The sequence below is a fragment of the Rhodococcus sp. MPR-R1B genome (assembly GCF_058793255.1).
On the sequence record NZ_JBXAFO010000055.1, the window covers coordinates 1 to 12,898 of the forward strand.

Consider the following 12,898-nt stretch of genomic DNA (forward strand, 5'->3'; position numbering starts at 1 on the left):
TCACCCCACAACACTCACGCAAGGTGGTTAATTTTCGTCCGACGACATCCGTTCAGTTTTCACCCGTCGTCGACAGTAGCTGCGAGTGGCGGCAACCTAACGCTCAACGTGATTGCAGACGCCGCAACGATGCCAGATCTAGGCCACTACCTGGAGTTGCTTCGCGCGAGTTTCGAGGAACTGAAGGAAGCCGCAAAGACGCGTGAGCTCGAGAGCAACTCGACCGTCATCGCATCCTGATCCCTTATTCACCAAGACATTACGAGCCCGGCCTACCACTGCGGTAGGTCGGGATTCTTGTCGAGCGGGTAATTCTGCACGTAACTCGCATCCACATGGTCTGGAAGCGCCTCCCGGCACACACTTCTGGCACTCACGCACAAGACTACGCAAAACAGCGCTGCCTGAGTGGGGTGTCAGGCAGCGCTGCTAATCACCGGGGTCCGGATTGACTATGGATGCAGAACGCCCGCACCCGAATTCAGTGCCGGGTAACTACCGGTCGCACCCACCGCATTGGCGGGAATGCATGAGGTCGGCGCACTGACTGTCCCGAAGATAGGCACTGACGCCTTCGATGTGAAACGGAAGTAATTCGCCGAGAAGTTATACATCTGGGCCGCGGTGCCCTGAGTGTCGAACTTCACGTCCAACGCACTGTTCCGAGTTTGGAAACTAATCTTCGGAAGCTGGTATGTCACGCCTACGCCGACATCCGCACCGTCCACGATCAGTTGCGATCCGGTATCGGTGAGAGTGACCGTGCCTGTGTAGCCCGAACCGGAACCGGCCACCAGTGCGGCCGATCCTGCGACGAACGTCGCTGGGTCATAGCGGTAGACAAGCCTGACGTCATCAATGCCGAGGAATGTGACACCCGAGACGCCAGAACTGCTGGGCGTCGTCGCTGAACCGGGCTGAAGGGTGTATGAATTTACCCCGGGCGTGGCATTCACAGTGACGTGGTTAGCCGTGACCGAGGTTGGAACTACCTGATCCACGGTCTGCCCAACACTTACAGCGCGGCACGCCTGGTTATAGCTCGTCACCGTCGTACCTGCAGTTGCCGACGCCGGTGCAACTGCTGCGAATACCATGCCCGCCGAAGCAGTTGCTACTGCTAGAGCGGCCACCGTACGTTTTGCCGTTGAAACATGCATATCTTCTACTCCTCATTCCCTTTCGGGATCGGTTTTTAGCGTTGATAGCACTTCCTGCCAAAACGCAGTTCGAGTAAAGTTGAACTACTGCATTGACAGCCTCCGCATCACCGGAATTTTCGCGGCGAAGGGGAAGTCTTTGAGGCCGTGCGCAGCACGATAGGATTTGTTCACTACCGATGCACGACCGAAATCTTGACAACGGAGATTAGCGATACGACATCACCCGGGAATCATGTCTCGATTCCGAAAAAGATGACGTCCGACCGTGAGAAACCACCTCCAATCAGCTGGTTTGGTAGCACCCATTCCACTGGATGCTCACACCGAGCGGTAAGTTGGAACAGCTGATCGACGATTGAAGGCCATTCACGATTTGCCGTTTATGTGATGACCGTCACCATACCTCAATTACTAGAACTTGTAACAGTTTTTGAAAGAAATCTCTCGACAACTTGAAATGGCGCCCCCACTTACATCCAGGATTTGCACGCGACTAATACCAAGGAACTAACATTCAGCGAAACATTAATACTAAAGTATTAACAACGCAGCTCATTCGAGAGATGGTTAATACTTTAGTATTAATTCAAAAGTTCCAGCGCATTTACGAACCGACTCACTGTGATTCGCTTCCCAAGCGAGGGCTGTGCACTCGCACAACGCATTCCCCGAAGCTGTGGCCGAACGGCCAGTCCTTTTGCCGCCCCCGCGATTCATGCTTGGGAGAAGAGCCGGATGTGACCGGCGTCTCGGTTCGAGCAGAGTCTGTAGAAGGAGTGCGTCATGGGAACTCGTCAAAGCCCCGATCGTGTGGTCGTGGTCGGTGCGGGTGTTGTCGGATTGTCGACGGCCTGGTTCTTGCAGGAACGTGGAGTCGAGGTCACCGTCGTCGATCGCGACGGCGTCGCAGCCGACGCGAGCTGGGGCAACGCCGGTTGGCTGGCCCCCGCATTGACGCTTCCGCTGCCCGAACCCGCAGTGCTCCAATACGGCTTGCGCGCGATGCTCAGCCCGTCGTCCCCGGTGTACGTGCCACTCACCACCGATCTGAAGCTGATTCGGTTCCTGGTCGGGTTCGCGCGCCACTGCACGCCGTCGAAGTGGCAGGAAGCGATGTCGGTCTACACCGAGGTCAACCGAACAGCCTTGGGCGCGTACGACGAACTCGCCGACGGTGGCGTCAAAGAGCTGACCCGCCTGGCCGATCCTTTCCTCGCCGCGTTTGCGTCCGAGAAGGACCGACAGACCTTGGTGGACGAGTTCCATCACGTCGAAGCTGCCGGCGGAGAAGTCGACTTCGACCTCCTCGACTACGACGCGATTCACTCGCTCGAGCCTTCACTCGGCCAGGGTGTGAAAGCCGGTTTGCGTCTGCGTAATCAGCGTTTCATCGATCCCCCGTTGTTCGTGAACTCGTTGGCGGACGCGGTTCGTGAACGCGGTGGAGAAATCGTCAGCGGTTTCGACGTCACGCAGATCGACGATCGGGTCGGCGGAGTCACTGTTCGCAGTGCACACGGTGATTCACGCGACGGTGACTCCGTAGTCATCTCGAGCGGTGCCCGCTTGAACAAGCTCGCAGCACCGTTCGGTGTGCGCAAACTGGTGCAGGCCGGACGCGGATACAGCTTCAGCGTCAAGCCCGAGCACCTCCCCAAGAACCCTGTGTATTTCCCCACCCAGCGCGTCGCATGCACTCCGTTGCACGATCGCTTCCGAGTGGCCGGAATGATGGAATTCCGCAGCCCTGACGCGCCGCTGGATCCGCGCCGCGTGCAGGCGATCATCGATGCGGCCAAGCCGATGCTCAGCGGCATCGACTGGACTGCGCGGGAAGAGGAATGGGTGGGATCACGACCGTGCACTACCGACGGCTTGCCGTTGATCGGAGCCACGCGCTCGCCGCGCGTGCACGTCGCCGGTGGCCACGGGATGTGGGGAATCGCTCTGGGTCCGTTGACGGGAAAGATGGTGGCCGACTCGATGACCGGTGCTCAGACGCCGACCGTCATGAGTCACTTCGATCCGCTGCGCTGACAGCCGGTTTCACCCACTTGTAGTACGCGCCCGTCAGCAGAACCAGCCATCCGGCGCCGACGAGCAGCGCAACTCGGGTATCGGCGATGACGCCGAGCAACACGATGACAAAAGCCAGGAACACGATCGCGAAGATCTGACCGTACGGCCACAGCGGCACTGGAAACTTCAGTGCCGCTGTTTCGTCTGCACTCATCTGAGCGCGGGAACGGAACTGCGAGAGCAGGATCATGATCCAGACGAAAATGGTGGCGAAGGTCGCCAGCGAGGCGATGACGAGGAACACCTGGTCCGGGATCAGGTAGTTGAGCAGTACTCCCACCAACAGGGCACCGGTCATGATGACAACGGTCATCCACGGAACACCGTTGGCGGAGACTCTCTTCATCACCTGCGGGGCCTGACCGGCATGCGACATTCCGAACATCATGCGACCCGCACCGAAAACGTCGCTGTTGATGGCGGACAGGGCCGCGGTGATGACGACGATGTTGAGGATCGATGCGGCCGTTCCCAATCCGAGGTTCTCGAAGATCTGGACGAACGGGCTGTTGTCGGAGTTGATGGTCTGCCACGGAATGATCGCCATGATGACGGCGAGGGTGCAGATGTAGAAGAGAATGATGCGCACCGGGACCGTGTTGACGGCTTTCCTGATGGTCTGCGCCGGATCCTCGGCTTCGCCCGCGGTGATACCGATGATCTCGGTGCCACCGAACGCGAACATGACGATCGCGAAACACGCGACGAATCCGCCGAAGCCCGTCGCGAAGAATCCGCCGTCCGACCAGAGGTGGCTGATTCCGGCATCGGTGTCGTGAACGCCGAATCCGAACACGATGATCGCGATGCCGCCGGCGATCATCGCGATGATGGCGGTGATCTTCACGAGCGTGAACCAGAATTCCAGTTCGCCGAACACCTTGACGCTCAACAGGTTTATCGCGCCGATGAAGAAGACGACAGCCAGAACCCAGATCCATCTCGGTACGTCCGGGAACCAGAACTGCATGTACAGGCCGAAGGCGGTGACGTCGGCGAGGCACACGATCACCATCTCGAACGTGTACGTCCACCCGGTCATGAAACCGGCGAGTGGTCCGAGGTGCTTGTTCGCGTACTCGCTGAACGAACCGGAAACCGGGTTACGGACCGCCATCTCGCCGAGCGCTCGCAACACCAGGTAGACCGCGATACCGCCGATCAGGTAGGCCAGGAGCACCGACGGGCCGGCTCGTTTGATGGCCTCGGCGCTGCCGTAGAACAGTCCGGTTCCGATGGCTGATCCGAGGGCGATGAAGCGGATATGGCGCGCTGTCAGCCCTCGCTTGAGGCCATCCTGCGTCGCTGCGTCGCTGTTCACTTCTCGGTACTCCAGTCGGATGGATCGTCATACGTGCGCGAACCATTGTCCGCTACCACCGCGCGTGTTCCCGCACGACCCTGTTGGACGGCCGTACAGTGACCTGACACACATGGTCCATTGACGGATCGCTTACGATCGACAAAAGTGTTTGTAACTTTACGTAGCATCAACTCGACTGGAGAGACTGTGTCCAACACCCTCGAAGCAAGCATCGACATCGACGCATCACCGCAGGATGTGTGGGCAATCGTCGCCGACCTGCAGCGCATGGGCGAATGGAGCCCCCAGTGCAAGGTCATGAAGGTGATCGGCGGGACCGTGCGTGAGGGTGCCAAGACGATCAACGTCAACCGCAAGGGCCTGCTGGTCTGGCCGACGTCGTCGAAGGTCGTTCGCTTCGAGCCCAACAAGTCGGTGGCGTTCCGCATCGCGGAGAACCGCACGATCTGGTCCTACGAACTCGAGCCGACCGCTACCGGCACCAAAGTGACCGAGCGTCGCGAGGCTCCCACCGGAACGTCGAAGGTCTCGCAGTTCCTCGTCAAGACCGTCCTGGGCGGAAACGCCGACTTCGAGGTCGAGCTCGTCGAAGGCATGAATGCCACATTGAAGCGTGTGAAGAGCGAGGCCGAGGCGGCTGCACGCACCTCTGCTTGACCCTCGACCTGGTCGAGGCATCAGGATCCGTTCCATGGATCCCGTGATGACACAGATAGCGCAGGCACAAGAATTGGCGAGCTCCGGCGATCGAGCCGGGGCTCGCTCTGCGTTCGAGAAGGTGTGGGAAGAGATCAGCGCCGCCCCCGATGCGCTCCACATCGTCTCCCTCGCGCACTACATGGCCGACGTTCAAGACGATCCGGCTCAAGAGCTCTGCTGGGACCTGCGCGCCCTCGACGCTGCCGATTCGTTGACCGACGCGCGAGCCCAGGAACACCACGCATCGCTGCAGGTCGCCGGTTTATATCCATCGCTGCACCTCAACCTGGCTGCCGACTACCGCAAACTCGGACGCGACGCCGAGGCCGTCGAGCATCTGACGAAGGCCGAGGCGTCGGTCGGCACACTCGCCGACGACGGTTACGGCCGGATGATCAGGGGCGCTATCGAGCGACTGCGGGCAGAATTGATCCGTGACCACTAGTTCCGCCCTCTTGACGATCGGCGAGATGTCCCGGGCGTCGGCGCTCCCGATCAGCGCGCTGCGGTTCTACGACAAGGAAGGCGTACTCGTCCCGCATTCCGTCGATCCGCACACCGGTTACCGCTGGTACACCGACGACCAACTCCGCGACGCACGCGTGATCGCCGGTATGCGGCGCGTCGGTGTTCCGATCCGCGACATGATGGCCGTCCTGACCGGACCGGAACCCCATTCGTGCCTCGACGCTCATCTGCGCAACCTCGAGGACGGTCTCGCCGACGCCCGGGCCGAACTGGGACGAATCCACCGCCTGATCGACGCGCTACCTATCTCCGGCGGCGTGGACATCGACTCGTGGGATCTACGACGCGCACTCGACGCCGTGCTGTTCGCCGTGAACGAGGAATCGGAGTTCCCGATACTTCGCGGCGTCCACCTCGACATTCACGACGGCGTCGCTGCGTTTGTCACAACTGATCAGTTCCGGCTCGCGGTCGCCGAGGTGAAAGTTCACTCCGCTCTGACGGTGTCCGCTGTCGTTCCCGTCACCTTCGCGCGATTGTTGCGCGACGTCGCCGGCGTCGTGACGCTGACTTTCTCCGCGCGCACGGTGACTGCGTCGTATCCGGGAGGTGAGGTGTCCAGCCCCCTGATCGAGGACGGAGAGTTCCCCGATCACCGAATCCTGCGCGAGCACCACAACGCCGTCGAACTGAGCGGCGACCACCTTGCCGCCCTGCTCAACGGCACCGAGGACAGTGCCGTCGTCAGCGTCGGCGAAGACGGTGGTGCCCGGGTGGATCCGGGCGGAACGGATCCCCGTGAGAAGTTCCGAGTACTGGTCGACCGGCAGCGACTGCGCGACGCCGCCGCAGCCCAACCGGGGCGGCAACTGGTGATCCGAGTAAGCGGTGCGACGCTCCCGCTGGCGATACGCACCGGCGACTGTGTCGGGTACTACTCGTACTTGATGCCACTACAGCCTGTAGGAGAGAAGGCGTTCACGTAATCTATGGATGCTCTACCACCCCGTACTGTCAGTGCGACCAGCAGAAGACCTACCGAGTAGTTAGAGGAGCCTGTGGCACGCCGACCCACACCCCCCGGAACCCCGCAACCCACCGGGATCGGACATATCGTCGATCTGGTTCGCCATGCGATTCCGCCACTTCATCCCGCCGGCCTGCCGTTCGTGCTGGCCCCGCTGGGAGTTGCAGCTCTGGGCCGCAACCGTAAGTGGGTGCGCCGAGCCGGTCTGACCACCGCCGCCGCATGCGCCACGTTCTTCCGTCACCCGCACCGGGTGCCGCCCAACCGCATCGGCGTCGTCGTCGCACCCGCCGACGGCGAGGTGGCGTTGGTCGACAACGCCGTTCCGCCCGCCGAGCTCAATCTCGGAAGCGAGCCGCGCCCGCGCGTCAGCATCTTCCTGTCGGTTCTCGACGTGCATGTCCAGCGCAGCCCTGTCGGTGGAACGGTCAAAGAGGTCGTTCACCAGGCAGGCAAGTTCCTCTCCGCAGATCTCGCCGACGCCAGCGAGGTCAACGAGCGCAACAGCATGCTGATCGAAACCGCCGATGGTCACGACGTTGCGGTTGTCCAGATCGCGGGACTGCTTGCACGCCGCATCGTCTGCTACGCCGGTGTCGGTGACGTCCTGCCGATCGGCGACACGTACGGACTGATCCGTTTCGGCTCACGCGTCGACACCTATTTCCCCGCCGGAACCACACTCCTGGTCGAGCCGGGACAACGCACGATCGGTGCTGAAACAGTTATCGCGCAACTGCCGTGAAGACGCCGAAGATGAAGTCAGCCGTGAAGAAGCCGGGAGCAGCCCAACCCGGCGCGAAGATGCCCAAACGCACCCAGGCGGTGCGGTTGCTGCCGTCCGTCATCACCATCCTGGCGCTGTGCGCCGGGCTGTCCGCCGTCAAATTCGCTCTCGACGGACAACCCGGTACCTCGCTCGCGATGATCGGCGCAGCTGCCGTCCTCGATTCACTCGACGGCCGCATCGCGCGACTGCTCGACGCCACCAGCAAGATCGGCGCCGAACTCGACTCACTGGCCGACTCCATCTCCTTCGGCGTCGCCCCGGCCCTGGTCCTGTACGTGACCTTGCTGGACGGCACCAGCATCGGCTGGATCATCGCGTTGATCTACGCGGTCAGCATCGTGTTGCGACTCGCACGTTTCAACACTCTGCTCGACGACGACGACGTCCCCGCGTACGCACGTGAGTACTTCGTCGGCGTTCCGGCTCCGGCCGGCGCACTCATCGCCCTTACTCCCCTGGCCGCGACGGCTCAGTGGGGTGACGGCTGGTGGTCTTCGCACTTCGTCGTCATCGTGTGGACGCTCTTCTCGGCTGCACTGATCGTCAGCCGCATCCCGACGCTGGCGATGAAGTCGGTATCCGTGCCGCCGCACATGGCGGCCGGCCTGCTCGTCCTGGTGACGTTGGCTGCGGCCGCACTCATCACCTACCCGTACATCCTGCTGATCGTTCTCATCGCGATCTACCTGGTGCACATCCCGTTTGCCGTGCACTCGAAGCGGTGGGTGGCAGCACGTCCCGAAACCTGGGACATCAAGCCTTCCGAACGCCGCGCGATCCGACGCCAACCCAACGTCGGTGGTCGCCGCTCGGCCGCTCGTCTCGGATTGCGGCGACCCCGCTAGTCCACGACGTACTCTCGAGAGGTGACTTCGCCGGAACTCGCCCTCACCGTTCGACTCAACACCTCTGCCGCCGACCTACGCCGCGGGGTAGTGCGCTTGCACCCCGAAGCGTTGGCGGCGTTGGGCATCCGCGAATGGGATGCCATCGCACTCATGGGAGCCCGCGGCACCGCGACCGTCGCGGGCCGTGCGCCCACCGGAACCCCGGCAGGCACGATCCTTCTCGACGACGTCACCATGTCGAACGTCGGCCTGACCGAGAACTCATCCGTCGTGGTCGGTCCGGTGACGGTGTACGGAGCGCGATCCGTCTCCGTCACCGGCTCGTCCATGGCGACAAATTCGATCAGCTCGACGGTTCTGCGACAAGCCCTTCTGGGCAAGGTCGTCAGCGTCGGCGACACGGTCTCGCTCCTCCCCCGCGATCTCGGTCCGGGTACGAGCACTTCCGAAGCCACCCAAGCGCTTTCCCGTACCTTCGGCGTCGCGTGGACATCCGAACTGCTCACCGTCACGGCCGTCGAACCTGCCGGTGGTCCGGTCAGCGTCCAGCCGAATTCGGCAGTCAACTGGGGTTCCGGCTCGGCGGGCACACTGACACCGAGTGCGCTTGTTTCCAGTCCGGCCGCCGTCGCGATCGAGCCTGCACCGTCGGTTCCGCTGGATCACCTCGTCGGCGCGCAAGCGCAGGCAGCCAAGCTGACCGAGTGGCTCGGCCTGGCACTCGACGAACCAGAACTGCTCCGTACGCTCGGCGCCTCCCCGCACCTCGGCGTCCTCATCACGGGCCCCGCCGGCGTGGGCAAAGCCACGTTGGCCCGCTCGGTCCTGTCCTCGCGCAAACTTGTCGAACTCGACGGCCCGGGAGTCGGTGCCACCGAGGCGAATACCCGCCTGCAGCGAATCGTCGACGCCGTTGCTGCCGTGCGCGGCGGTGGCGTACTGCTGATCAGTGACATCGACGCTCTGCTTCCGGCCACCGCGGAACCGGTATCCGCACTGATCCTCGAACAACTGCGCAGCGCCGTCGCAACCCCGGGCGTGGCATTCGTCGCGACCTCCGCCCATCCGGAGACCGTCGACGCGCGCCTTCGCGGACAGGATCTCTGCGATCGAGAACTCGCACTTACCCTGCCCGACGGCGCAACCCGCAAGGCATTGCTCGAACTCCTGCTCCGCCGCGTGCCCACCGGAACCCTCGAACTCGACGCCATCGCCTCGCGCGCACCGGGATTCGTGGTCGCCGACCTCGCGGCGCTCTGCCGTGAAGCTGCCTTGCGAGCGGCGACGCGGGCCTCCAAATCCGGTGATTCTCCGGAGATCACGCAGGAAGATCTTGTCGGTGCCCTCGAAGTGATTCGGCCACTGTCTCGTTCGAGTACCGAAGAACTGTCGATCGGCAGCGTCACCCTCGACGACGTCGGCGACATGGTCGAAACCAAACAGGCGCTCACCGAGGCGGTGTTGTGGCCGCTGCAGCACCCCGACTCCTTCGCGCGCCTCGGTGTCGACCCACCCCGCGGCGTGCTCCTCTACGGCCCTCCTGGCTGCGGCAAGACGTATCTCGTTCGTGCCCTTGCCAGCTCGGGGCACCTCAGCGTTCATGCCGTGAAAGGCGCAGAGCTGATGGACAAGTGGGTCGGCGCCTCCGAAAAGGCCGTAAGAGAGTTGTTCCAGCGCGCACGCGATTCGGCGCCCTCGTTGATCTTCCTCGACGAAATCGACGCCCTTGCCCCGCGTCGTGGTCAAAGTTCCGACTCCGGGGTGTCGGATCGCGTCGTAGCCGCGTTGCTGACCGAACTCGACGGCGTCGAACCGCTACGCGACGTCGTGGTGTTGGGCGCCACCAACCGACCGGATCTGATCGACCCGGCTCTTCTGCGCCCCGGCAGACTCGAACGTCTCGTATTCGTACCGCCGCCGGATGCGGAGGCCCGCAAAGCGATTCTGCGTGCTTCCGGCAAGTCGGTACCGCTCGCCGAAGATGTCGATTTGGACATTCTGGCCGTCGATCTCGAGGGATACTCGGCAGCAGACTGCTCGGCTCTCCTGCGTGAGGCTGCACTCGCCGCCATGCGTCGGAGCATGGACGCGGCCGACGTGACGGCCGCGGACGTGGCAACCGCCCGTGAGAAGGTACGTCCCTCACTCGATCCCGAGCAGGTGGCACACCTGCAGGCGTACGCGGACAACCGATAAGGACTGACCATGGCTGCTGATCTGGTTCTGTACGGCGACATCGTGACCATGCACGAGGAAGCACCACGCGCCCAGGCGCTCGCCGTGACGGGCGGCCGGATCACAGCCGTCGGCGCGCGCACGGACGTCGAGGAACTGGTGGGGCCGGATACCCGCGTCGTCGACGTCGGAGGTGCCACTGTTCTGCCGGGGTTCATCGAGCCACACGGTCACCCTTTGGAAGAAGCCATCGTGCTCGGGCCTGACGTCGTCGACATCCGGCCTGTCACGATCGCCGAGGCGGACGCCGTAGTTGCTGCCGTCGTCGACACTGTTCGTTCGCGAGGCGCTGCCGGCGCTTCTTTGAACGGTTGGGACCCGTTGCTGCAGAAGGGCCTACCCGACCCGACCATCGACTGGCTGGACTCCGTAGCGCCGGAGTACCCCCTCGTGATCATGCACAACTCGGGACACGTCGCGTATTTCAACACGGCGGCAGCAGTGCAGGCCGGCATCACCCGCGATACCCCCGATCCGATCGGCGGATCGTACGGCCACGACGCGACGGGCGCACTCGACGGAGCCGCGTACGAAATGCCTGCGGTGTTCGCAGTCGCGGGCCACGCAGTCACTATCGGTGACGACTTCCCCGCACTGGTGGCGGCCGAATGCGCCCGAATGAACGCCGCCGGAATCACCACCATCGCCGAATTGTCGTTCGACCCCAAGATGCGGCCCGCCCTGGCCGCAATAGCCGACGCCGGACTGCTCACCACCCGCCTGCGGCTCTACGAAATGTCCAACGACGCACGCACTACCGAGGCGTCGCCGGGCGACGGAAACGACCTGGTGCGCCAGATCGGCATCAAGGTCTGGTCCGACGGTTCGCCGTGGGTCGGCAACATCGCCACCAGTTTCCCGTATCTCGATACCGAAGCCACCCGTGCGCTCGGGATCGCCTGCACGCACGGGCATGCCAACTACACCGGCGAACAGATCCACGACATCAGTTCCGCTTACTTCGCCAAGGGGTGGCAGATGGCGTGCCACGCCCACGGCGACGACGCGATCACCATGGTTCTCGACGCGTGGGAGCAGCTTCTGAAGGAGCTCCCCCGGCCCGATCACCGGTTGCGCCTCGAACATGTCGGCGCGATGCGTCCGGATCAGTTCGCCCGCGCAGCGGAACTGGGCGTCACGGTCAGCATCTTCATCGACCACTTGCACTACTGGGGTGACGTTCTGGTGGATGACCTGTTCGGCCCCGAATACGGATCCGTCTGGGCCGCAGCAGGATCTGCACTCGCGGCCGGGCAACGGTTCACCTTCCACAACGACGGTCCCGTCACCCCCGCCAATCCGCTACGAAACATGCAGGACGCCGTCACCAGGCTTTCGCCCAGCGGTCGCGTCGTCGCACCCCAGGAACGGATCCCCGTGGACGCCGCCGTGCGCGCCCATACGGTCAACGCCGCTTGGCAGCTGTTCAGCGAAGATCACATCGGGTCCATCTTTCCCGGCGCCTACGCGGATTTGGTTGTGCTGTCGGCAAATCCCCTCGACGTCGAGCCGGCCGAGCTGGCCGACATCACGGTGCTCGCCACCGTCCTGGAGGGCCGGACGGTGTACGGGGACCTGAGCGCGATCGACTGATCGGTCGCCGCGGACAAGACTGTTGCCCTCCCTGCTCGAGTTCCGAGGATCGTTGCGAGAACGGAAACGACGCTGGGTGGTCTCAGAGTTCGGTGTGGACGTCGTCAACGACCTGGGCAATCGCATGTTTCGCCCAGGCCGTGATCTGCTCGTTCGTGTCGCGGTAGTACGGCAAGGCAACCAATGCAATCGACAGAGCCCATGCGCGGCCACGCGTCCAAGTGCCCTCGTCCACGTCAACATGAAGCCGGAATGTATGCCGAGCGCTCGGCGTCAGCAGAGTCCATGCAATGAGGCAGTCGAGATTGCCTGCCGCAAATCGAATGAAGATCCGAAAAGTCCCAAAAATCGGAATTGTCGAAAATTATTGCATAGGAACAGTTTTCGAGATACAAGTCTTGTGTTCGAAACTTTGTTCGATTAGACTTTTAGCATGGACAGTCGGGAAGCGTGGCAGCTGGATGGCGAGGACCTCAAGAGCGAGGTTCTGGGTCTGGTGCGCGCCCGACACGAATTGCAGTCGCGGATGGTGTTGCTGATCGTGGAGATGTTTTCCCGGGAAGTTCTCGGCGGGAAGGGTTTTCGGGCGATCGCACAGTGGTTGCATGGTTCGACGAATCTGGAGATCGGTGAGTGCAGCCTGCTGGTCGGGTTGGCGCGGTTGTTGATGCT

11 protein-coding genes and 2 pseudogenes are annotated in these 12,898 nt (G+C 62.7%); 10 read left to right on the plus strand and 3 right to left on the minus strand.

Features of this window, described 5'->3' with window-relative positions; genetic code table 11:
* Positions 1-240: pseudogene (locus tag AC1Q61_RS32185) on the plus strand (hypothetical protein); the annotation flags it as partial.
* A 212-nt stretch (positions 241-452) separates the two neighbouring features.
* On the opposite strand, the gene AC1Q61_RS32190 reads toward AC1Q61_RS32185, so the two are convergent.
* The gene (locus AC1Q61_RS32190) at positions 453-1,160 is read right to left on the minus strand and encodes a hypothetical protein (RefSeq protein ID WP_125050456.1); all 708 of its coding nucleotides are present in this window, start codon (positions 1,158-1,160) and stop codon (positions 453-455) included.
* A 786-nt stretch (positions 1,161-1,946) separates the two neighbouring features.
* Between AC1Q61_RS32190 and AC1Q61_RS32195 the strand changes: the two genes are divergently transcribed.
* The gene (locus AC1Q61_RS32195; RefSeq protein ID WP_042926583.1) at positions 1,947-3,200 is read left to right on the plus strand and encodes an NAD(P)/FAD-dependent oxidoreductase; all 1,254 of its coding nucleotides are present in this window, start codon (positions 1,947-1,949) and stop codon (positions 3,198-3,200) included.
* Here the strand turns inward: AC1Q61_RS32195 and AC1Q61_RS32200 are convergent.
* Positions 3,172-4,563 carry an amino acid permease gene (locus AC1Q61_RS32200; RefSeq protein ID WP_042926585.1) on the minus strand — a complete coding sequence of 464 codons (1,392 nt, stop codon included), beginning with the start codon at positions 4,561-4,563 and terminating at the stop codon, positions 3,172-3,174. The two genes, AC1Q61_RS32195 and AC1Q61_RS32200, sit on opposite strands and share 29 nt — an antisense overlap.
* A gap of 189 nt (positions 4,564-4,752) precedes the next feature.
* Here AC1Q61_RS32200 and AC1Q61_RS32205 point away from each other — a divergent pair, with 189 nt between their 5' ends.
* The 7 genes from AC1Q61_RS32205 (at position 4,753) to AC1Q61_RS32235 (ending at position 12,226) form a co-directional block, all read left to right on the plus strand.
* Positions 4,753-5,223, plus strand: coding sequence for an SRPBCC family protein (locus AC1Q61_RS32205; RefSeq protein WP_003941500.1), 471 nt, complete (start codon positions 4,753-4,755; stop codon positions 5,221-5,223).
* A 34-nt stretch (positions 5,224-5,257) separates the two neighbouring features.
* Complete coding sequence (locus AC1Q61_RS32210; protein ID WP_116057055.1) at positions 5,258-5,710, plus strand: hypothetical protein; 453 nt, start codon at positions 5,258-5,260, stop codon at positions 5,708-5,710.
* Entirely contained in the window at positions 5,700-6,719 is a 1,020-nt protein-coding gene (locus tag AC1Q61_RS32215) for a DNA polymerase III subunit beta family protein (protein WP_007733712.1), read from the plus strand. The genes AC1Q61_RS32210 and AC1Q61_RS32215 overlap by 11 nt, the downstream gene beginning before the upstream one ends.
* A gap of 72 nt (positions 6,720-6,791) precedes the next feature.
* Complete coding sequence (locus AC1Q61_RS32220) at positions 6,792-7,505, plus strand: phosphatidylserine decarboxylase (RefSeq protein WP_003941540.1); 714 nt, start codon at positions 6,792-6,794, stop codon at positions 7,503-7,505.
* A 59-nt stretch (positions 7,506-7,564) separates the two neighbouring features.
* On the plus strand, positions 7,565-8,395 hold the full coding sequence (locus AC1Q61_RS32225) for a CDP-alcohol phosphatidyltransferase family protein (RefSeq protein WP_029254795.1): 831 nt from the start codon (positions 7,565-7,567) through the stop codon (positions 8,393-8,395).
* A gap of 21 nt (positions 8,396-8,416) precedes the next feature.
* A complete protein-coding gene (locus AC1Q61_RS32230; protein WP_003941536.1) occupies positions 8,417-10,594 on the plus strand; it encodes an AAA family ATPase in 2,178 nt (725 codons plus the stop codon).
* Between the two features lie 9 nt (positions 10,595-10,603).
* On the plus strand, positions 10,604-12,226 hold the full coding sequence (locus AC1Q61_RS32235) for an amidohydrolase (protein WP_215515725.1): 1,623 nt from the start codon (positions 10,604-10,606) through the stop codon (positions 12,224-12,226).
* A gap of 82 nt (positions 12,227-12,308) precedes the next feature.
* Here the strand turns inward: AC1Q61_RS32235 and AC1Q61_RS32240 are convergent, their stop codons facing one another.
* A complete protein-coding gene (locus tag AC1Q61_RS32240) occupies positions 12,309-12,461 on the minus strand; it encodes a hypothetical protein (RefSeq protein WP_007733703.1) in 153 nt (50 codons plus the stop codon).
* A gap of 198 nt (positions 12,462-12,659) precedes the next feature.
* On the opposite strand from AC1Q61_RS32240, the pseudogene AC1Q61_RS32245 reads away from it, so the two are divergent.
* A pseudogene (locus AC1Q61_RS32245) lies at positions 12,660-12,898 on the plus strand (HNH endonuclease signature motif containing protein); the annotation flags it as partial.